This is a genomic window from Segetibacter aerophilus, assembly GCF_007991655.1.
In the GTDB taxonomy this organism is placed as follows: Bacteria; Bacteroidota; Bacteroidia; order Chitinophagales; family Chitinophagaceae; genus Segetibacter; species Segetibacter aerophilus.
Genome location: NZ_BJYT01000026.1, coordinates 43,018 through 65,647, shown reverse-complemented (window position 1 = coordinate 65,647; position 22,630 = coordinate 43,018). Strand labels below are relative to the sequence as shown.

The 22,630-nt window shown below is 40.2% G+C and carries 17 protein-coding genes; 6 read left to right on the top strand and 11 right to left on the bottom strand.

All coding sequences use genetic code 11. From position 1 onward, the window contains the following. Window positions 1-89 precede the first annotated feature (89 nt). Entirely contained in the window at window positions 90-1,127 is a 1,038-nt protein-coding gene (locus SAE01_RS21095) for a GntR family transcriptional regulator (protein WP_147205793.1), read from the top strand. A 142-nt stretch (window positions 1,128-1,269) separates the two neighbouring features. On the opposite strand, the gene SAE01_RS21090 is transcribed toward SAE01_RS21095, so the two are convergent. From SAE01_RS21090 to SAE01_RS21050, 9 genes are all read right to left on the bottom strand, one after another. Next, window positions 1,270-3,633, bottom strand: a complete 2,364-nt coding sequence (locus tag SAE01_RS21090; RefSeq protein WP_218029214.1) for a S9 family peptidase — start codon at window positions 3,631-3,633, stop codon at window positions 1,270-1,272. Between the two features lie 225 nt (window positions 3,634-3,858). Continuing rightward, window positions 3,859-4,539: a hypothetical protein gene (locus SAE01_RS21085; protein ID WP_147205792.1), complete on the bottom strand. Its 681-nt coding sequence runs from the start codon at window positions 4,537-4,539 to the stop codon at window positions 3,859-3,861. Window positions 4,540-4,707: 168 nt separating this feature from the next. Further along, window positions 4,708-6,105, bottom strand: coding sequence for a murein hydrolase activator EnvC family protein (locus SAE01_RS21080; protein WP_147205791.1), 1,398 nt, complete (start codon window positions 6,103-6,105; stop codon window positions 4,708-4,710). Window positions 6,106-6,150: 45 nt separating this feature from the next. After that, window positions 6,151-6,999, bottom strand: coding sequence for a lipoprotein insertase outer membrane protein LolB1 (gene lolB1, locus SAE01_RS21075; protein ID WP_147205790.1), 849 nt, complete (start codon window positions 6,997-6,999; stop codon window positions 6,151-6,153). Between the two features lie 9 nt (window positions 7,000-7,008). Further along, complete coding sequence (gene dut, locus SAE01_RS21070) at window positions 7,009-7,452, bottom strand: dUTP diphosphatase (protein ID WP_147205797.1); 444 nt, start codon at window positions 7,450-7,452, stop codon at window positions 7,009-7,011. Window positions 7,453-7,510: 58 nt separating this feature from the next. Continuing rightward, the gene (gene ispF / locus SAE01_RS21065) at window positions 7,511-7,993 is read right to left on the bottom strand and encodes a 2-C-methyl-D-erythritol 2,4-cyclodiphosphate synthase (protein ID WP_147205789.1); all 483 of its coding nucleotides are present in this window, start codon (window positions 7,991-7,993) and stop codon (window positions 7,511-7,513) included. Between the two features lie 226 nt (window positions 7,994-8,219). Continuing rightward, window positions 8,220-9,401 (bottom strand): type IX secretion system outer membrane channel protein PorV, encoded by a 1,182-nt coding sequence (gene porV, locus SAE01_RS21060; RefSeq protein WP_147205788.1) that lies wholly within the window; start codon window positions 9,399-9,401, stop codon window positions 8,220-8,222. A 426-nt stretch (window positions 9,402-9,827) separates the two neighbouring features. Continuing rightward, window positions 9,828-12,122 (bottom strand): DUF2339 domain-containing protein, encoded by a 2,295-nt coding sequence (locus SAE01_RS21055; protein ID WP_147205787.1) that lies wholly within the window; start codon window positions 12,120-12,122, stop codon window positions 9,828-9,830. Window positions 12,123-12,133: 11 nt separating this feature from the next. After that, window positions 12,134-12,565: a type I restriction enzyme HsdR N-terminal domain-containing protein gene (locus SAE01_RS21050; protein WP_147205786.1), complete on the bottom strand. Its 432-nt coding sequence runs from the start codon at window positions 12,563-12,565 to the stop codon at window positions 12,134-12,136. An 83-nt stretch (window positions 12,566-12,648) separates the two neighbouring features. Here SAE01_RS21050 and SAE01_RS21045 point away from each other — a divergent pair, with 83 nt between their 5' ends. Together SAE01_RS21045 and SAE01_RS21040 are read left to right on the top strand one after the other, a co-directional pair. Continuing rightward, window positions 12,649-13,419, top strand: coding sequence for an AMP nucleosidase (locus tag SAE01_RS21045; RefSeq protein ID WP_147205785.1), 771 nt, complete (start codon window positions 12,649-12,651; stop codon window positions 13,417-13,419). Between the two features lie 165 nt (window positions 13,420-13,584). Beyond that, window positions 13,585-15,300: an ABC transporter ATP-binding protein gene (locus tag SAE01_RS21040; protein ID WP_147205784.1), complete on the top strand. Its 1,716-nt coding sequence runs from the start codon at window positions 13,585-13,587 to the stop codon at window positions 15,298-15,300. Between the two features lie 174 nt (window positions 15,301-15,474). Here the strand turns inward: SAE01_RS21040 and SAE01_RS21035 are convergent, their stop codons facing one another. Then, complete coding sequence (locus SAE01_RS21035) at window positions 15,475-19,176, bottom strand: TraB/GumN family protein (RefSeq protein WP_147205783.1); 3,702 nt, start codon at window positions 19,174-19,176, stop codon at window positions 15,475-15,477. 287 nt (window positions 19,177-19,463) lie between these two features. Here SAE01_RS21035 and queA point away from each other — a divergent pair, with 287 nt between their 5' ends. The 3 genes from queA to SAE01_RS21020 all read left to right on the top strand — a co-directional run bounded on the left by queA (window position 19,464) and on the right by SAE01_RS21020 (window position 22,123). After that, window positions 19,464-20,513: a tRNA preQ1(34) S-adenosylmethionine ribosyltransferase-isomerase QueA gene (gene queA, locus SAE01_RS21030; protein WP_147205782.1), complete on the top strand. Its 1,050-nt coding sequence runs from the start codon at window positions 19,464-19,466 to the stop codon at window positions 20,511-20,513. A gap of 170 nt (window positions 20,514-20,683) precedes the next feature. Next, window positions 20,684-21,385 carry a DUF1003 domain-containing protein gene (locus tag SAE01_RS21025; protein ID WP_147205781.1) on the top strand — a complete coding sequence of 234 codons (702 nt, stop codon included), beginning with the start codon at window positions 20,684-20,686 and terminating at the stop codon, window positions 21,383-21,385. Window positions 21,386-21,430: 45 nt separating this feature from the next. Further along, complete coding sequence (locus SAE01_RS21020; protein ID WP_147205780.1) at window positions 21,431-22,123, top strand: class I SAM-dependent methyltransferase; 693 nt, start codon at window positions 21,431-21,433, stop codon at window positions 22,121-22,123. A 58-nt stretch (window positions 22,124-22,181) separates the two neighbouring features. Here the strand turns inward: SAE01_RS21020 and SAE01_RS21015 are convergent, their stop codons facing one another. Beyond that, window positions 22,182-22,628 carry a hypothetical protein gene (locus SAE01_RS21015; protein WP_147205779.1) on the bottom strand — a complete coding sequence of 149 codons (447 nt, stop codon included), beginning with the start codon at window positions 22,626-22,628 and terminating at the stop codon, window positions 22,182-22,184. Window positions 22,629-22,630 lie beyond the last annotated feature (2 nt).

The following is a 22,630-nucleotide window of genomic DNA, read 5'->3' as shown; positions in this document are numbered from 1 at the left end:
CTTCGTTCTATCCTTACAACTGTACCCATCCGTTTGGCTAATACAAAAAATGTTTGTAGTAGCAGTCGAAATTTGTACGTTTGAAAAGTATGCAGCCCAAGAGCTTTCCATTTAATAAACTCATTCACTTTGATGATTTTTCAGCGACGCCAAAGTACCAACAGCTGGCTAATGCAATCATTAATGCAATTGATAACAGGAAACTACAGATTGATGATGTGCTTCCCTCTATCAATGAATTAAGTTCAGCTTTCGAAATCTCGCGCGACACGGTTGAGAAGGGCTATAAATATTTGAAGAAGCTCGGTATTATCGGATCTGTTCCCGGTAAAGGATACTTCATTAAAACGGCTGATGTTGAAAGAAAGATTAAGATCTTTTTGTTGTTCAATAAACTTAGCACACACAAAAAAATTTTGTACGATTCTTTTGTAGGTACACTTGGTAATGCTGCAGCCATAGACTTTTACATTTACAACAACAGCTTTTCGCTCTTCAAGAAGCTTATTCAAAATTGCCGTGAAGATTACAACTACTATGTCATCATTCCTCACTTTATGGAAGAAGCTGAACACGCGTATGAAGTAATCAATACTATACCTAAAGACAAGCTGATCCTTTTGGATAAAATGATACCTGAAGTAAAGGGAACCTATGGGGCGGTTTACGAGAATTTTGAAAAAGACATCTATAATGCTTTAGAGGAAGCCCTCCCCCAACTGTCGAAGTATGACACAATAAAAATTACTTTTCCTGAATACACTTATCACCCCATCGAAATCTTAACGGGTTTTAAGAAGTTCTGCCAGGAATATGCGTTCAACTGCAAAGTGGTGCATAAGATAGAAAGTGAAACGATCAAAAAAGGAGAAGTGTACATCAACCTGATGGAGGATGATTTGGTGACCTTGATAGAAAGAATTTTAAGCTACGATTTTAAAATTGGTGAAGATGTAGGACTTATCTCTTATAACGAAACTGCCTTAAAAAAGCTCATACTGAACGGCATCACCACTATATCAAGCGACTTTCAGATGATGGGTCAAAAAGCTGCCGAGCTTATTTTAAACAATTCAGTTGAACATATAGAAACCAGCTTTCGGCTTACATTAAGAAACTCTTTGTAAAAGGAAGCTTCCAGTTACAAAGAGTTTCTTAATTCTTCAGTAATCACTTTTATCCGAAATTTTTTGGACCAACATTCGAACTTATTTCAACATCGTTGTGTCACTCACTTTTACTAAGGAACTTTTATTCATCCTTCCATTATTACATCGCACTACGCGTATCTTGTTTAGGTTTCAACTCATATTCCTGTGGCGGAGTAGCACCCAATAAATTCTTTACAAAATAATCCCAACGGCGACGGGTCATATAATAAGAATACTCACCATAACCATGACGACTGTTAGGAAAAATTACCAGGTCATAATCTTTGTTTGCCTTGTTCAGCGCTTCAACTACTAACAAGGTATTGTATGGAGGAACATTGTCATCCATCATGCCGTGTGCAAGCATCAACTTACCTTTTAGGTTTTTGGCGTAGTTCTGGTTTGCCTGTGCTTCGTAATTTGATTTGCCATCCGGCCCGGTAGTAAGCAAGCCAATGTATCTTTCACCCCAGTCATCTTCATAGTTGCGATTTTCGTGGTTGCCTGACTCGGAAATACCTACTTTAAAAAATTCAGGGAAGCGAAACAACGCAGCAGCAGTTGCATAACCACCACCAGAGTGCCCCCAGATGCCGGCCTTATCGATATCGATGTAAGGATATTTTGCCGCCAATTGCTTCATACCTGTGATTTGATCAGGTAACGTATTCTCTGCCATGTTTCCATAACACATATCGTGAAAGCTTTTTGAGCGAAGCGGGTTACAACTTCCTTCAATCGCTACAACCACAAAGCCCAATTCCGCAAGCGCCTGGTTATCGCCATTGGCCACTTCAAAAGACCAACTACGAATACTTCCGCCCTGTGGACCCGGATAGACATAGTTGACTATTGGATATTTTTTATTAGGGTCAAGGTTTGAAGGTGTAAACATGAGGCCATATAAATCTGTTTGTCCATCTTTCGCCTTCACAACGATTGGAGTTGGCGGCTTCCAGCCTGTTGCTGTTAATCGCGAGATATCTGCTTTTTCGAGGTTGGCTACCAGTTTACCTTCGGTATTTCGCAACACGATTACCGGCGGTACGTCTTGCTTGGAATATGTGTCAACAAGATAGCGGCCTGAAGGAGATAGTGCCACCTGGTGATTTCCGTCCTCCGGAGTTAGCAGAGTCAGCCCTTTGCCGTCGAACTTTACTTTGTATAAATGGCTAAAATATGGGTTACGTCCCTGCTCCCTTCCACCTGCTAAAAAGTAAAGCGTCCGGTTCTTCTCATCCACTTTAAGCAACCTTGTTATCGTCCAATCGCCTTTTGTGATTTGATTTTTCAGTTTACCGGTTGTAGCATCATACAGGTAGAGGTGTCCCCAATTATCCCGCTCCGAATACCAAAGAATTTCGTTTGAGGCCGCAAGAAATCTCCAGTTACTACTTCCTTGTCCGGACTCAAACTGAGTGGCTACAGTTTCCTGGAAAACTTCGCGAAGTTCACCTGTTGCTGCATCTGCTATATAAACCTTTTCTTCTTTGTGATCGCGTGAAGTAGAGACGAAAGCTAAACGGCTAGCATCAGCGTTCCATTCTACATCACCAAACTCATTTCCTGCACAGGAGATATCATCGCAAAGAGTTCCCCGATGTGGATCGGGCGGAAGCTTAAGACGAATTACTTTAGGATTGTCAACTTCAATAATCACCCGATGGATAGTAGCAATCTCCTTATCTCCGGGGAGCGGATATTTCCAGGCTTCCAGTTTTGGTTTGCCGATATTCGTGGTTACCAAATACATGTCGCTTACATTTCTTTCATCCTGTTGGTAAGTTGCAATCTTTTTTGAGTCCGGTGACCAGGCAACAATCGGGCTCTCACTCCTTTTCCATCCTGCATTATCCGTAGCATATCCAAAGTTTTTTATCCCATCTGTGGTCAGCTGAGTTTCTTTACTTGTTTCCATATCGCGTACCCATAAATTGTAGTTACGGATAAATGCTGCGCGTTTTCCATCAGGAGACAATGACATTGCGTTAGATCTGCCTGAGCGGGTAGTGCTCGTTGTAACCGTAGCATTGTTTGCGGCAACAGTATTAGTTTCAAGATTATATGACCAACTTTTCCTGGCGGCCGAAAAGGAAATGGACTTTCCATCAGGTGAAAAAGTAATGGTTGAAAAAGGAAGGCGAGATGCTTCAAACTTTTCACCGGAAGCAGCAGAAAGCGCAGCCGCAAGTTTCTGATGATCAAATGCAGGCGCTTTACTTCCACGAGCTGGATCAACTAACACAAATTCACTCCCTTGCGCTGTTAAAACCCGGTACCAAAAGCGATCGTTGCTTAACCAGTTTGGCCGCACGCTAGCATGATCGATGAGCGAGCTGGTAGTGTAGCCCATCATTTTTTCTGCGCGCTGGTAATCGGCGGCAGTTAAAACTGTTGTATTTGATTGTTGAGCAAAGCAAGCACCCTGCGATGTAAAGAATAAAAAGAGTGCAAAAAAGACTGGTCGAAAAGATGAATGCATGGTATATTATTAGCAATGAAAAATGAGTGTTTCGTCGAAGGTTGAAAATAAGATAATAATCATTACAGCGATTTTGAATGCTGTTACCACTTTTAATGTTTCAACAAAAGCAGGCAAAAAAAATCAAAAGTATAACTCCTCTATCGCCCTACCATTAAGAACAAATAAAAAGGAGAAGTGTTTCCACCTCTCCTATAACTACAGACTACAATTTTGAAATATGCTTTATGCTTTTCTCTTGTAAGGAAAATGTTTTGCAAAGTTATCAGTGATCTGTTCAATTATCTCATTGGCAGTAAAACTGTAATTGCTTTCCCTTGTATAAGAGTCATTCCATAATGCTTCACCATTACTTAATATAGAACAGGTAGCACGAATGTCGTTTGTCTTATTTGTAACACCAGGTAAGACTACCGGCTTTTTAAGTACAGCATCTAAAATTTTCTTTCCAGCATCGATGCCTGCTGAAGCAACATCACTCATAAAACGTTCTTTTTGAATGGATGTTCTTACCACTGCATCCACTCCTAAAATCGAAGCAAGTTCTTTATCGTCCTTGCTCCAGGAGTCTCTAATGGTGATACTATTTTTTTGAAGCATCGCCAGGGTGTTCGTGTATGGTTGAATACTCACACTCATGGCATACTTACCATTGTTACCTCTTTTCAGGAAATTATTATACAGCGACTCCTGGAAGAATTTGCTTTCCTTCTCTTCCATTTGTTCAATATCGTAATCTGTAAAGTTCCGGGGCATTGAACCGGAGACTACCAGTTGAGGAGGAAGAATAGCAATTGTTCGATGCTTTGAAGCTTTTTCTGCAAAGGAAGCCGAAGTGTAATAACGATGACAAGAGCAGAGTGAAATAAGCGCAACTAAGGCTAAAAGGGTAGAGTTTCTTCTCATATAATTTTGTTTTTTCCACCTGTTTCAAAGCAGGTGCCAAAATCTTAGAAAACGGAATCTTAGCACGAATTATTACACGAACGGTTGAAGAATTCTTACAGAAAAGCTTTTCAACAAAATGACTCAAATAGACAGCAGTTGAGTCTGTTTAAATACGACCGGATCGTGCTATTTCCTCCTAAGCCATTGCTCGGGGTTAAGGAAAACGCTGTGCTCATTCGTAACCATGAAGACTACCTCACCTTCACCGTCATCGTTAGCAGCAGCACGTCCAATCACGGTACCGGATTTAATTTCCTGGTCCTTATTTACGTTTACAGAAGAAAGGTGGCTATATGATGTAAAGTACTTACCGTGCCTCACTGTGACTACCTGCTCGCCACCTAAGTCAAATACCGAAGAAACCTCTCCATCAGCAACAGCTTTCACTGATGCGCCTAATGGAACTGCGATGGTCAAGCCGTCGCTCTTACCTTTCAATTGCGTACCGGGAATAGTATAAGATCCAAAATGAATGGTGGGCACACCTGCATCTACAGGCCATGGCAAGCTCCCCCTACGACCCTCAAAATTTATGGATAATGCTCTTCCTTCATCCGTTGATTCAAGATCACTATATACACGGTTAGTTTTAGGTTTGGTTGTGGCAACGCCTGCCGGTTCATCATCCGTTTCAGTTTGAGAAGATGGAGTTTTTGCTGTTGGAGTAGTACCTCCATTATTAGCTGCGGCTTGCTGTTTAGCCAGTCTCTCCTGCCTTTGCTGTTCTGCTAATCTCTTTCTCCTCTCATCTTCAGCTGCCCGCTTTTGCTTTGCAAGTGCCTCCGCCTTTTTTCTTGCTTCAGCAAGTTCGCGTTTAATGATGGCGCTTATAGCGGCCTGCATCTGGCGCCTGTCGTTTTCCCTTTTCCGGATCTCTTTTGCAAATTCATTCTCCTGCGTCTTCAGTTTATTTACTTCCTCATTCTGCTCTTTTCTATCAACCTCAAGGTCTTTTAACTGGCTGTTTTGATCTTGCAGTGCAATGCTTTTTTCGTTCTTAGTATTATTTAACGTAGCTATTTTATTACTTATTAAATCCTCCGTTTTTTCGATGTTGGCTACTTGTTGCTCCCTGTATTGCCGGTAACTTTTCAGGTACGTAATTCTTTTTACTGCATCATTGAATGTAGACGCAGAGAAAATAAAATTCAGATAATCGTAATTGCTCCTGTTCTTATAAGCAAACACAAGACTTCTCGCATACTCCCTCTTCAAAGTATCCAACTCTCTTCTGAGCCGGTTAATTTCAAGTGTGTTTTTATAGATATTATTGTCAAGTATTCTTAAGTCTTTATTTATATTTTGGATCAGTTCTTCCCGGGCGGCAATCTTTCTTTTTACCAGGTTGTAGTTGGCTAAAGACCTGTTTTTGTTGTGCCTGATGTTTTTCAATGTCGCATTCAAATCCCTGATCTCTTTCAATAAGTCCTGCTGTTTTCGTTGTAATTCTTCCTTTGTTTGCTGCGCAAACGATAAGACAGAAAACAATGAAAAAACAAACAGGAATATTACTTTTTTGATCATGCCTAAATTTTTGTAACAGGTTTAATGATATTAAAAAACCTACAATTAAATCTTTTTATAATTCTTAGGAATATTAAACGGAAAAGTTACGGGTTGATTGAATGAAAACTGTTTAAAGTCAAGATCAATATCAAGTTTAGATTGCTCAGACACTGATATTTTTCTTGTGGTTGAAAAAGCTCCACTACCGTTCGCTTTATAATCACCATAAGTGATATCGCAATAGCGATTTCTTCCAGCAACATTATCATCCAGTGTACTATGCAGTAATTTATAGTCACCATTATCCAGCAAAAGCAAATGCTTGAAGATGTTTCCACTCATTAGTATTTCCAACTCGTTGTTAGCGTTCACCTTATTAGATACAATGTTGCTATCAACAAAAATAGGATTGCCTACAATCAAATCCTGAAGTGTAGCAAAATCCAGAGGTATTCCGGTTATCTCTTCGAGGTAACCAATGCTTTTGTATGAGATATTCTTTTTCTGAAAATTCATCATCTTAATGCTATCTCTTGTTATTAAAACCCGCGCTCCTTCTATACCCAACGCGAAACGCAACGAAAGCCAGATGACCGAATCTTTCCTTAAGCGGATATAGGCAGTTGCATCACCACCTTCTTTACCCTGCTGGTACTCAAAATGGGCCTTACCGCTGAAAGCAGAGAAGTTGATGTTGTGTTTAAGAAGCTTTGCAAAAATGTCGTTTGTAGCTGGCCTAACCTCTGCTGCGGTTGACGGCTTTATTTCCGGTGTATTTTCTGTTGCCGCAGCAGCTACCGGTGAATCAACCTTCGGTGCTGGCGATTCAGGTTGAACAATTTGTACTTTCCTTGATGATCCGCAGGCGACCATTATTATGGATAGAAATATAAGTACTGTTACAAATCTCATCGTATTGATTTACTGTTTGCCTGTATGGCCAAAGCCACCTTCACCTCTTACAGTTGAGCCTATCTCATCTACTTGTATCAACCTTGCTATTTCCACTCTTTGAATAACCATTTGCGCAATCCTGTCTCCGTTTTTAATAGTTTGAGGTCCGCTCGAAAAATTAACCAATACAACTTTTAATTCCCCCCTGTAATCTGCATCAACAGTACCGGGGCTATTGAGGCAGGTAATACCTTGTTTTATCGCAAGCCCGCTTCTTGGACGAACCTGCGCCTCGTAACCCAATGGCAACTCAATAAATAATCCCGTAGGTACCAGTCTTCTTTCCAACGGTTGTAAAATGATTTCTTCTTCAATATCCGCCCGAAGATCCATGCCCGAAGAACCTTCTGTTGCATAAGTAGGTAAAGGGTTAGACGACCGGTTGATTATGTTTATTGTAAGTTGATGCACTTGAGGCAAATGTAATTATTGAGATTCAGAGATGATTTGTAAGTTATACAGCAGAATGTTAAAAATCAGCCTTCTGGAGTAAGGCTGTAGCATAAGCCACTACACCTTCTTGCCGGCCTACAAAGCCCATTTTCTCCGTTGTCGTAGCCTTGATGGAAACGTCTTTTTCTGTAACCTGTAGTATTTCGGCGATCACTTTTCGCATCGCCTCTACATGGGGTTTAATTTTAGGAGCCTCTAGTGTAAGCGTAGTATCAACGTTTATGAGGCGATATCCTTCTTTCTCAATAAGGTCATAAGTTCGTTTCAGTAAAATCTTACTATCAATATTTTTAAATTCAGAAGACGTATCAGGAAAATGAACACCAATATCACCGAGGCATAAGGCGCCTAGCAAAGCGTCGCAAATAGCATGTAATAAAACGTCCGCGTCACTATGGCCAAGTGCCCCTTTTGTGTGAGGAATTAAAACACCTCCAAGCCAAAACTCTCTTCCTTCAACCAACTGATGAAAATCTATTCCCGATCCTATTCTAAACATTTTTCTAAATTTTAAAATTCACCTAATCTGATTTTTTCAGCTAAAATCATTGAAAGTAAAATTTACTTTTGGGCCCTGGCTATTACCCGCTATTAAGCTTTAGTTGCGTCGCACTCTTGTACTTTTTATCCTTAATAGCCTTTCAAAAAAGCCTTTACCATTAGTGCAAACAAAAAAAGCGAAGGTAATGTACCCTCGCTTTTATGTTACGATTTTATCTATTGAGCTATTGACCCGTTGTAGTTGTGCTTCCGTTTGTATTATTATCAAGATCAAATACAAGGCTAAAACGCAATGTGTTCGACAATGGGTTACGATTAACACCATTACCAGAAGGTACGAGATAAGAGAAATTCAGCCCGAAAACATTGTATTTAAGACCAGCACCAAGTGTAAAGTATTTACGGTTTCCTTTGAGTTTGTCCTCGTAGAAATAACCTGCGCGCAAGGAAAACTGCTCATTGTAAGTATATTCTCCACCAACAGAAATCTGGTATTCTTTCAATTCGTTACTAAAACCTCCGGCATCTCCAAAGCTGCTGAACCAACTTGTAAGCACCCCCTTATTCCTATAAATCTGTAAAGAGCTATCAGGGTTATTAGAAGCTTGAGGCGGCGTAGGCACCATTAATTTATTGATATCAAGACCTGCCGTAAACCTGCTCGTTTCATCCAGAATCCATGTATAAGCAGCACCGACTCCAAGATTAGCAGGTATATAATCTTTCTGCTGTGCATCGCTGGTATAGGAAATTTTAGAACCGAGATTACTTAAAGTAACACCCCAGTTTAGACCTTGACCGGCAGCATTTAGTCCATTGTGGAATAATGAAAAGTCCGCTGCTACAGCAGTGCCTGTTTTGTAAGAAACACCATTTACTGCCTGACCACCCGCAAGATTGCTGTTGATATAGCGCAACGCAATACCAATTCCTAACTTCTCACTCAGCCTGCGGCTATAACCCAAATCAACCGAAAACTCCCGCGGACGAAAAGACTGTAGATCGTTACCAGCGAAATCGGTGAATTGTATATTACCCAAACTAAAATACCGGATGGAGGCAGATACGGCCTGTTCTTCGTCGAGTTTATGGTAACCCGCAAGTGATGCAAGGTATACGTCATTTAACCCGAGGTCTTTTAACCATGGAGTGTAGGTGGTAGAAATACTTGTGCGGCTTGCAGCGAAAGGAGTTTTCGCAAGGTTCCAGAAAGCCGAATTAGCGTCAGGTGTAGTTGCAATGCCTACATCGCCCATACCGCCTGCACGTGCATCAGGAGAAATACGTAAAAAAGGTACCGCTGAAGTAACTACATTAATTGTATTATCAGTTTGAGACTTTGCTTTGGTAGCTAAGGAAAGAGCAAGTAGCAGAACAACAGAAATTCTAAGCGTGTTTGGTTTCATCCCCACAGAATGTTTAAATTATTAATTGTAAAAATAGAAGAATATTTTAAACGTTGAAATAAATGTGCTTGTATGCCAATGCCATAAAAACACACAATCGCTTCTTTAAAATAAAATCTTGAGTAACCTTCTATTACATACTTCTCTTAATTCGTTATCTAAACATTCAAACTAAAAACAGGCCGCAAAGAGGCCTTACAACAAACCAACATTCTGAGTTGAAATCGAAACAATGGTTAGGTAAAGAGCAAATATATCCCGATATCGCTGCTTCAGAATAAATTTTAATCTCCCTTTTTTTCAGTTATCAGTAAACCTGCCGTGTTACATTCAAGCGAGGGCACGCAAGTAAGAAACAACGGATTTCATCCTTATTATATTGCTTCCCCAATTAGAAAACGAACAGAATTACCGACTTCAGGAAAGCTAATGACTGCTTTCCTCGTTTGCAAACAGCAAATCTTTATACTTGTTATATAGGAAGGAAGCAAGTAAAAGTAGTATTCCCAAAAACACTAAGACAATCGTTTTTGAGATGGTGGATAAGGATGCGAGATCGTAAAAAAATAATTTCAATAATGTAGCTGCGAACAAGACCATAGCAGAAATACGCAAATGTTTCTTCTTTTTAATCATACCTACAAAAAGCAGTGCAAGAGCGTAACCTCCACAGATTAAGCTTAATCCCAACTTGTATTGATTTTGATACCCGGATAAATCCATCCAATGAATAAACTCGTTTGAAATAATGGCCAGTGCTGTTATATTAAAAACAATCGAAACACTGCGATGGAGACCTTCTGAAGGTTTGAAGACTTTAAAGGCATTTGCTACACTTAACCATAAAAGGGCCAAACAAGCAAACGAAAAATACCTGGTAGTAAGAAGCATTTTGGAAGCATTTTGATTACTTCCGATATAAAGCTGTCGAAGCTCAGCGATCGTATAAAGTCCACTAAAAAGAAAGGCAGCAGTGGCAAACAGTCCAAGCACAATTAACAGGTTGTGGAAATCTGGTCTTTTTATTTTCCAGCTATTTATGAAATTCCAACTGGCAAGATAGAGGCACGTAAACATGATAAGAGAAATAGATTGATAAAGCAGGAGAGCACTATTATCAACCCGAATTTCCCTATCCCAGGCAAAATGAATTTCATTGTACAAAGTGAAATAAAGAATAGCCAAAAAAGCTAGCGGTAAGGCTTTTGAAAAGAAACTGCTGGTATAGGCTTTTGCACTGGGCTTAGACCTACCAATTCTGGCACTCATAAAACCGAAACAACCACAAACAAAGAGAGAAAGCGCAAAGTTTACATTTACAAAAGGAGTTTTGTTATAACTCGCGCTGTTGGCAAGAGAGGTTTGGATAAAAGGATAATTTAGGGACCAGTCCTGAAACAAACTAATTACTGAAATAATAATTAAGGGCAAAGCTATTTCCAGGTACAGGTCACGATTGGTTTTGGTGGCAACAAAAATCAAAGCAGTGGCTTCAAACGTCCATAAAATTGTTACCCAATTACCATCTAACTCTATTGGAATGGCAACTGTAATAAATAAAAGACCGAGACCCAAAATAAATTGAAAAACAGTTTCATCAACCAAACGCAGCCGGTAAATAAAATACCCAACTGCAAAGTGTATTGCCGCATTGGCAATAGTAAACCAGGTGAGGATGTGAAAATTGTGAAACTCCTGACCTACTAAATATGCCCCGAGAAAGAAAAAAAGCAACGCATTTAACAGCAATACGCCTATCTCGCCTAACCTGTATAATTCCTTTTTTAAAATCTTGTAGGAAAGAAAGGCGCCATAAAAAGTAAAAAAGTTAATGACCAAAAAAGTTAAGCCTGCAGAAAAGTTAGCCGTGCCCTTATTGGTTGCGATCATTGAAAACAGGTAAATGAGCCAGGTTAAAAAAAAGGCGATGTGGTAAAGTAGCTTCCAGTCTTTTTTAAATGATAATACCAAAAGGCCAAAATTTATAATCGAGATATAGCTAAATAGAACGTAGATATTACCATTACCACTACTCAGTAAAAACGGAATCGCATAAGCAGCTACCTGGCCCAATAACGCTATTACCCGCTGGTTATACCATAAGGCAATCGCAACAGCTGCGCCAGTTGTAATTACCATTAATGCAAAAGCAATTGCCAATGAAAACAATGCATAAAAGCTATAAGCTATGTAAGTAATAAAATAGGTAACAGCTAGTCCACCACCAATTAGAATTGAACTGAAATATTCATATTTTGTCTTCAGCCGGAAGGCAATGAATATTAATACGGCGGCAGAAAGATACCCGGCGATAATCCGCATTAATGGACTGATCAGCTCGTTATCGATAGCATACTTAGCACCAATAAAAACACCCACAATAGTTACCAGGATGCCGACTTTGCTGATAACATTCGTTCCGATGAAGTCCTCCATTTCGCGGTTTACGTGATAGGACTTCTTTTGCTTCAGAACCTTCCTTTCCTCAATATTATGTTTCACCTGTTGTATGTATGGGATGGCCTGCCGTGCCTCCACAATTGGAGTTTCCTCAAACAACTCAGTATGCTGTTGACTTTCTGTGTTTTCAACAATTGCTAACTTCAACGCCTGCAATTTCATTTCAGCCGAAACCATTTCGCTGTTCATTTGCATCTGCCGGCTTCTTAGTTCCTGCAACTGCATCGTTAACTCTTCTATTTGCCGTTCCAGCTCAGTCATTCGTTTCGCTTTTAAAAATCCGGAAGTTCATTTAGCCATTCAAATTTTCCCTGTTGAATATACAATCCAAAAGTCGATTTTCCATTTGTGACAACTAGATATTCTACCTGCAGTTTTATGTTGTAATTCAGTATCTGCTTTATCACCGCCTCGTTCAACTCAACGTTCATTTCTTTACATTCTACTATCATCCATGGTACCGCATTTTTAAACACAACAATATCAAAACGCTTTTTCGTATCCCCCAGCATTATCTCCCGTTCTACCGCAATAAGCGAACAAGGGTATTTTTTTACCTGCATCAAATACTGCAAGAAATTCTGGCGAACCCATTCCTCCGGTGTTATCAAAACCCACTGCTTTCGGCACTCGTCAAATATGATTTCTTTACCCTGTTCTTTTTTTATTTTAAAAGGGTGGGTTGGATAAGTTATCGCAATCATCAAACAAAAGTATTCGCTAAATTTACAGAATCCGGTTACTTGCCTTGGAATGAGTAAAGAATGAAAACGAAAAGAAATTAAATATGAAGACTAAACAAGAAATTGTAGAGAATTGGCTACCCCGGTACACAGGCGAAAAGCTGGAGAATTTTGGAAAGTATATTTTGCTGACAAATTTTTCGAACTACGTAAAGATGTTTGCTTTTTTGCACGATGTGCAGGTAGTTGGCGAAGACCGCCCAATGCAATGTGCAACTGCTAACGGCATCACAATCATAAACTTCGGTATGGGTAGCCCCGGGGCTGCAACTGTAATGGACCTGCTTTCTGCCGTTTCACCTGAGGCTGTTCTATTTTTGGGCAAGTGCGGAGGACTGAAAAAAAGAAACAAAATTGGCGATTTGATTTTGCCAATTGCCGCTATTCGTGGCGAGGGTACTTCGGATGATTACTTTCCTAAGGAGGTTCCGGCCTTACCTGCGTTTGCGCTGCAAAAAGCTATCTCAACTACAATAAGAGAGTACGAAGTGGATTACTGGACCGGTACGGTTTACACGATGAACCGCCGCGTCTGGGAACACGATACAGAGTTTAAAGAATACCTGCAACGCATTCGGGCATATGCGATTGATATGGAAACTGCTACGATTTTTACCGTTGGTTTTTACAATAGAATTCCTACCGGCGCATTATTGCTTGTAAGCGATCAGCCTATGGTGCCCGAAGGCGTAAAGACTGAAAAAAGCGATGCTTCAGTAACTCAAAACTTTGTAGACAAACATCTTAATATTGGCATCTCGTCGTTGAAGCAATTGCAACACGGCGGGTTGACTGTAAGGCACCTGAGGTTTTAGCCGCAAGCTTTGAATGTTTTCAAGGCAGATTTTGGGACTGAACGAATCAATTCTATTCAGCATCGTTGTGTCACTCACTTGTACTTGCGGTTCAGTTTTGGGCACACACCACGCCAAACAGCTTCTTTACTTTGAACATTATTACCAGGCATTTTCAATTTTTAAATGAGCGAACTTCTCTCCATACAAAATCTTCAAATCGATTTCACTTCCGACGGGGTTACCTCCAATGCTGTGCAGGATGTATCTGTTGAGGTACAAAGAGGTGAGATAGTAGCCATTGTTGGAGAGTCAGGCTCAGGGAAATCTGTTACCGCCCTCTCCATTCTTCAACTACTTCCTTCGCCGCCCGCGGTCTTTTCGAAAGGGGAAATTTGGTTTACTGAAGAAGATGGCAGAAAAATAGATTTGCTAAAAGCTTCTAATGAAACGATCCGGAAAATCAGGGGAAACGAAATTGCTATGATTTTCCAGGAGCCTATGACTTCATTAAATCCTGTGCATACTTGTGGTCACCAGGTAATGGAAGCGATCGTCCTGCATCAAAAAATATCAGGGGCTGAAGCAAAGAAAAAAACGATTGAATTATTTGAAAGTGTGCAGCTTCCCAATCCTCCGCTCATTTATAACCGATACCCCCATCAACTAAGCGGCGGACAAAAGCAACGGGTTATGATCGCAATGGCAATGAGCTGTAATCCATCCTTGCTTATTTGCGATGAACCTACCACTGCGCTGGATGTAACGGTACAGAAAACAATACTTCAGCTGATTAAAAATCTACAACAACAAAAAAACATGGGAGTTATTTTTATCTCTCATGACCTGGGTGTTGTTGCAGAAGTAGCAGACAAGGTGATTGTGATGTACAAAGGCCAGATAGTCGAAGAAGGAGCGGTAGGCGAACTTTATAAAAATCCCACACACCCGTACACAAAGGCACTGCTTGCTTGCAGACCTGCTTTGCATGTAAAAGGCGAAAGGCTTCCAATCGTAAGTGATTTTATTGATGGAAAACTTACAGGCGTACATGACAAGCTGCAAATACAGGAACTGCCCAAGGAAGCTGCAATTGTAGTCAAGACGCATCCCTTGCTGTTAGTACAAAAACTAAAGGTTTGGTTTCCCGGAAAGACAAAATTATTTGGAAAACAGACCGAGTTCACTAAAGCAGTTAACGATGTAAGCTTTGATGTATTTGAAGGAGAAACGGTTGGGCTTGTGGGCGAGTCAGGGTGCGGAAAAAGCACATTAGGACGAAGTATACTGCAATTGATAAGACCTACAGCAGGAAGCATACTTTTTAAAGGGCAGGATTTAGCAAAAGCACCCAAAGATTTATTGAGGAGTATGCGAAAGGATATGCAAATCATTTTCCAGGATCCTTACTCTTCGTTAAATCCGAGAATGACAGTTGGAGAGGCGATTGGCGAGCCAATTAAAGTTCACGGACTTGCCGCTAACAACCGGCAGAAAAAAGAAAAAGTGATAGAATTACTTGAAAAGGTTCATCTGCGGCCCGAACATTATAACCGCTACCCGCACGAGTTCAGCGGAGGCCAGCGACAAAGAATAGTGATCGCAAGAGCACTTGCCCTTCATCCTGCATTTGTTATTTGTGATGAAAGTGTATCTGCGCTCGATGTAAGTGTACAAGCCCAAGTCCTGAATTTATTGAATGACCTCAAAAAAGAATTCAAGTTTACTTCGATATTTATTTCGCACGACCTCTCTGTGGTTCGGTACATAAGCGATCGCATAATGGTGATGAACAAAGGAGAGATCGTGGAAACAGGCGGTGCTGAAGAACTTTACCTTCATCCTACATCGACTTACACTCAAAATTTAATAGCAAGTATACCGAAAGGTATTGTTGCTTAAGTTGAATACACGATCGCAACCCACCACTATTGATGCTATAATGGATGTGCATTGCTGATGCCCAGAGATAAGCAGCTGAAGTGCTTGCGACGCAACCCTGATGCTATAAAAAACAAAAGCTTGTATCCAAAGTCCGTGATTTATTGAATTGAAGAGGTTTGAATGAAAATAGCACTATTCTTCAAAATTGTTATAACCGAAACCCCATGCATTTGACCGCTCAAAAAACCTGCGGCCACTTTTGTGTTGCGCAAAAAGCACTCGTTTAACCTGCTGATCAAACTGCTCTGTTTCGTCTTCGTAAGGCTTCAACTTTTTATCGGTAAGCTTTACCAAATCCCCGGTTGTGCTAACCTCCTTTGTGTTTAGCGGCTGAAACCCGCTGATGCCTATCCTCCAATCATCGTCGGGCTTTATCTTATACTTGAACAGGTAGACGTTTCCTTGTACACCCTTTGACTGCAACACTTTTTTGTCAACCATTTTTATAGCAGCAAAGTCCTTGTATTTTTTATCCCGTAGCAATAATGCCCTTGCAATGGTCTCCTGATTTTTATATTTCTGCGGAAAAAGATCCGTTCTGTTTATCTTCTTTAACATTGAATACAACTTAGCCCGGTACTTGTCCTGCGCCGCGAGCGAAGAAAAAAGAGTGTCAGGTAGCTTCTTATTTTTTTCGGTCATCAAGCGAGCTGCCAGCAACTGAACGCTGACGTCTTTTGATAATAACAGCTTCTCAAAGTATTTGGGCACAGTAGGAACTTTATCATAAAAAGGCATTAGTAGCACAGCGAAATCTTCAAGCGAAGAAGCGGTCTGTCTGCTACCATTTCTTGTATAAATCGCCTTATAATCGGCCTCATCGTCTTCCATTTCAAAATTATCGTCATCTATTTCCAACAGCTTTTCATCTTTATTCTGTTGCTTCTTCAATTCAATTTTTGCATCAAAATATAATTTGCTAAAATAACCTTCATAGTCTGCACCTTTCATATAACCACTATCGACCATTGTTTTCAGTAGCCTGTTGATTAACGGCCTATAATCTTCTAAAGAAGCCAATTGCAGTATATCAGGAAAAAGTGTTTTCGCTAATAAAAGCGTATCAGCAAATTGCGAAAAAATGCGACTGTATTCATAAGAGTCATCGAAGACAGGCGGATCTTGCACCAATAATTTTTTGAGCAAGCTGTAAGAGTCTTTTGTCTGCAACCTGGCCAACGCTACCAAGATAGGATTTTGAAAATAACTGGTATCAGAGCTTTTATCATACAGCTCTTTTAGATAACTCGTCACTTGCTTGCTTGTTGTAGCATCGTCGATGTACCCTAGCTCCGTTATGAACTTAGCCTTGGTTTCGAAATAATCTTTGTCTCCAAACTTCAAATTTTTGATTGCAGACATTATTCTTTCGACGCCATCTTTACCAAAATAAATGCTTGATATCGCCTGGTTTGCATATTTGGTAATCGCAGAGTCTTTACTTGAATAATCGGCGAAGAACATGTCGACTTTAGTATTGAAAACAGAAGTTCCTGTTTTCTTATCAATGGGTTTTGCGGTCGCAAAAAATGTTTTTACAAATTCACTTTCCGTAGACGTAGTGTCTGATAAAGTAGAGAATTTATATAGATTGGTTCCTTTTAAATAATAAGTTGATTTTATACACCGGGAAGAATTGGTATCAGTTAAAACGACATGATAACCACACGAAGATTCGTTTACTTTAAAAAATTCCTTCTTTCTAAAAACCATGTCTTTGCCGGTTTCTTTCTCGTCCAGTTTTTCACGCCAGAACTTCGATGAGTCGCGGCTGTAATAATATTTGGGGAAACTCTGCACTGTCACTAAAATGCTTTCTCCTGTTGAGTCACTTTTAAACACCCCCGTTTTATTTTTTGGCCAGCCTGTATAAGATGCCTCTGATCCGCCGGGCATTTCGCTTCCAGCTTTTTCCATCCATGACCTAAGCACGTTATCGACATTAGGTTTAACAGGAGTAACTACCTCGAGCTTTAAAGTAGAATCAATGTAATGTTCCGGTTTTGAATATTTGAAATCGGTAAATCTGAAGGACTTGAAGAACTTTTCAAACTCATTCTTTTTATCCTTGCTTTTAACGGCCAGCAAATAATAATGAGGTCCTTTAATAAATGCTTTTGAAGTAATATATGAACCGTCCTTTAAAGAAAATTTGCTCTTTAAAAATCGATTATTTTTTTCTGCACCTGCGTGGCGAGATAACTGCTTGTCGACAATGGTGGAGGTTTTAAAACTTTCGGTGATCAGGGCAAGATCAAAAGTGTCCTCTTCGATAAAATTGAAATTGTGCAAGCTTTTCTTCCAAAGCATGTAGGCGTTACCGGTTGTATTATCGATTGACTCGTACTCCCATCTTCCGGTTCCATCGCCTGAATTTTTATTATAAGCCTCATTTGCTGTCTTAGGAAAATCAACTGTAAAACCTCCTTGCGCAGGTTCGAATGTTGACCATTTATTAGCCGGCACAGACCTTACTTTAATGGAGCTAAAAAACAATTCGGCTTCCTTACCTTCTACGTAATTATCACTCCCGCTCATCTTAAAAACTAACACTTCAAACGGGGTAACCAATAATTGATACCGTTGAAGATCGCCACGCCTCGTACGGTTGGTAATATCGAATCCCTGGTAACCGTTCTTACTTATAGCGGTCTTCTTTAAAATTCTGCCGGGGATATTCTCGTACAGCATACTGTCAACCTTGGCAAGCACAATCTTTTCATTATGGCCCAACATTGCAGCATGCGTTCTAACCCTTGTCAGCATGTAATACGAACCATTATTCATGTCAGCATATTGCCAGCTCTCATTCCCTCTTGCGTCTTCGCGCTTGTACAATTTCCCGGGCAACTGCAGTTCAATCTTTCCGTCCTGGGTTGTCTCTGGTCTAAATGTAACAGGCACTTTCAATTTATCGATTTCCTCTTTTTGCGAAGCGTCCCTGTCCTGCATAAAGATGGGCCTGAGCTTATATCCCTTCTTACGCAGCAGTTCTATAACACCCCTTGGGCCCGGCAAATGAGCAGCGCCGACACCAACAAAAAGGCTTCGCTTTTTTAAAATCGTATCTATTGAATTTGCCTGGATAACATTTCTTACATACAGAAATTTCTCTGCGAAAGCTGCTGAGCTACTCGTCATATTCTGAAGCGAATCCATCAAGTCGAGGTCACCGTTTCTGTAAGCCTGTTGAATCTTCTTCTGTATATCATACATAGACTCTCCGTCGTTATCGAAACGCCTTTTATTTTTATCCCTTGCCATATCCTGGTATGCCTCCATCATCAGGCGTTCAGACTCGACATAATTTTCTACACCTGCAGCCTGCTTACCAAGCTTACGGCCCGTTTGATAGATGTACAAATCGAGGTAAGTATTCTCTTCAAAGTCTGCAGAGGACTGGTACGACCGGTACAACAAATTGTTGACTACAGTAGGCTCTTCAACCAAGGCTCTTTTTACATTGTCTTCATACTTGTCTAAAGCAAAAGAACTTTCTTTTAGATAATCGTTCATTTTTCCCAAAGAGAAATGGGCCAAATTCATTTGGGCTTTTTGCAACCTGAACATTTCATCCTGCCAAACTTCGGGGTTAAGTTCGAGAGCGACGGCGTCGGTGCTACGCATAGCATAATAAAACGAGTCACTTAGGTGAAAAACCATCTTGCTGCTCACATGCATTGTTCCAAACAGGTATGAAGGTTTTTTTAACCCATTTCCTGTTATCTCCCAAAACAGGCTTGGGTATTTCTTAATAACTGGCCGTTTTTGTGCGGAGGAAGCAGAAAAAAAAAGTAGGAATAATAAAAAAGGGGAAAGTAAAAATCTTCTCATCAAAGTCTTAAATAGAATATGTAAGTTATCAAATAAATACCGAAAAAAAATTTAATAGGTGTTTGAAAAATTAAAAATTTCGAATAAATAGTTTGGATGATTTAAGCTCTTAAAAACGAAAACTTTAAAAGAATTTACACGACCAGAAAAAGGTTTATGAAAAGTAAAATTCAAATAGTAAAAACCTTTTATCTTACCTTAGCCACCTTTAAAATCACCGCTTCCCTTCCACTTAGTTAATGGCCTAAGCAGTTGTACGAAACCGGGAAAAAATGAACCAATAGCAAATGAAATTATCTCAGTTTGTATTTGACCTCCCCCTGAATCTTATTGCGCAACAACCTACTAAAAAACGTGAAGACAGCCGGATGATGGTTGTTCATCGTAAGACCGGGCAGATTGAAGACAAATACTTTCGCGATATACTTGAGTATTTTGACGATAAAGATGTTTTCGTTGTGAACAACACGAAAGTGTTTCCGGCGCGGATGTACGGACGTAAGGAAAAAACGGGGGCAAAAATAGAAGTCTTCCTCCTTAGAGAATTGAACAAACCCAACCGTTTGTGGGATGTGATCGTAGAACCGGCAAGAAAAATCCGCGTTGGTAACAAGCTATACTTTGGAGATTCTGATGAGCTGATAGCTGAAGTTATAGACAATACAACCAGCCGCGGACGCACCATCAAGTTTATATGGGAAGGAGCAGAAGAAGAATTTAAAACGCAGCTAGAGGCGTTGGGAAAAACACCTTTACCAAAATACATCAAGCGCAAACCCGATGAAGAAGACCGCGAAAGATACCAGACTGTTTATGCGAAACATGAGGGCGCGGTAGCTGCTCCAACTGCCGGTTTGCACTTTAGCAGGGAACTGATCAAACGTTGCGAAATCAAAGGAATTCGTTTTGCGGAAGTCACTTTGCACACGGGTCTCGGTACTTTTCGCCCCATAGAAGTGGAAGATTTGAGCAAGCATAAAATGGATGCCGAATATTATAACGTTGACGAAGCTGCTTGCAAAATTGTAAACAAGGCGAAAGAAACAGGGCATCGTGTCTGTTCGATTGGCACCACTACGATGCGTGCAATGGAAACAAGTTTTACTGCGCAGAAACTATTGAAGCCGGGCGAGGGCTGGACAAGTACTTTTATCCACCCGCCATATGACTTTAATGTTGCTGATAGCCTTGTCACCAATTTCAATTTACCTAAGTCGAGCCTCCTTATAATGACATGCGCTTTTGCTGGCTACGAGCTGGCGATGGAAGCTTACAAAAAAGCAATTAAAGACAAATACCGCTTCTTCAGCTATGGGGACGCAATGTTGGTTTTATAACTAAACCAAAAATTACTATCAAAGAGCTTCATACCTGGAAGCTCTTTTTTATTGAAGCTATTTTTGTGAGCCGGCTTCGAATAACTATTAACCATTCGTTGCGTAGCACTCTTGTACTTTTGGCTGTCTTTCTACTTTTTTCAACTTGTACACTTACGAATTCAAGCCTCATGCAAAAAGTTACCTGCAGTATTTCAAACCAAGTCATTAACGAAAATGAAGCGCATAAAGGTGACACTTTAAGAGCTTCCCTTTTCGATCTTATCAAACAAGAACATCCCAATTTTACAAGTGCCAGCTATATCAGCAATGAAGAGCTAAACGTGTTTCGCAAAAAGCAACTCTCATCTTTGATCAACCAGGAAAACGGCGAATTGAATTCGTTGGAAAAAGAAGTTGTGCAAGCTGTATCGTCAAACAAAATCTTGTCCGAAAACATCGAAGACGAGCTCGAAGAAAAACTAACCTTTGGCCAACGCATTGCCGATCATATTGCCACGTTTGGTGGAAGCTGGACTTTTATTATTTCATTCTTTTGTTTCATAGTTGTTTGGATGGGCATTAATATCTGGATGCTTTCAAACAAACCCTTCGACCCTTATCCGTTCATTTTATTAAACCTCATTTTAAGTTGTCTTGCAGCTATTCAAGCACCCATTATTATGATGAGCCAAAACCGGCAGGAGCACAAAGACCGTATACGAAGCGAACATGACTACAAAATAAATTTGAAGGCAGAATTGGAGATCCAACTTTTGAATGAAAAGGTAGATCACCTGATTATTCATCAAAACAAAAGACTGATGGAGATCCAACAAATACAGGCAGATTACCTCGACGACATTTTGAAGGAGCTAAAGCTGAAAGAGTGATTACTAGGATTTTAATTGATGTGCAAATTTCTAAAATAAGTAGCGATGAATGATGTGTTAGGGCAGGCGATCTCTGAGTTCTACAGCCGACAACTTCCTGGTAAACTTTGGATCCATAATAAATATGGCAAAAAGGAAGAGATGCCGATAGCAACCTATTTCAGAGGGAGAGCAGAAATGCCCGACTTAGAATTAATCGCTCTAGAAAAGTGCAAAGGAAAAGTGCTGGACATAGGCGCAGGTGCCGGTAGCCATACACTGCTATTGCAAGAGAAAGGCTTGGAGGTAACAGCTCTCGAAATTTCGGAAAAAGCAGTGGATGTAATGAGGCTTCGCGGAGTAAAAAAAGCAATTCATCAGGATGTCTTTTCTTACGCAGCTGATCCTTTTGATACTTTACTTTTATTAATGAACGGGATCGGATTAACTGGAAGTATTGAACATTTAAGGCAGTTTTTGTCTCATTCCAAAAAACTGCTTAAACCCTCCGGGCAGTTAATTTTCGACTCATCTGACGTTGCCTATTTGCATGAGCATGATATACCGGAGATGGATCATTATTATGGAGAAATCATGTATCGCTATGAATACAAAAAACAAAAAACAGATTGGTTCAAATGGCTCTACATAGATCAACAATTATTGTCACAGATTGCTGAAGAAGAAGGATGGACAACAGAAATACTTTTCGAGGATGAGTTTGACCAATACCTTGCGAAGCTGACGCAAAAGATTTAGGTAGCGTAGAAATTTCAAGGCTAATTCAACACCGGTAAAGAGTTTATTGCCCTATCAATTACTTAAACGGATTACTCTTGTCTTCTCCAATCACGAGGTATTTTTTTCTGAAAAAAGAGATGTAGAAAACATAGTAGAGGATAGCTGGCAGTATCAATACTATTTTCAGGGTGTTGATATAATCCGGCTCGGGCAATTTTGCAAATCGAAAATAAAATGGAAGCAATACCCCTACAAGCATCATGAAATATAGGGGTACGATAAATGTTAATCCACTACTCACACTTCGGTATGTATTTGCACTATCACTTACTGTAAAGGTTTCTACCGGGCTTGTCATCCAGCCTAGTATACACTGCAAGGTATGCTCGCCCGGTTCTACTGTAAATTCTTCGGTATCGTCGTTCTTAATCTGTCCTGCCTCAACTCCGTCTATTAACACTTTAAATCGCTGGCGACGATTTACAACACTTCCCTTACGTGTTAATATTAGTTTTGCTGCCATAG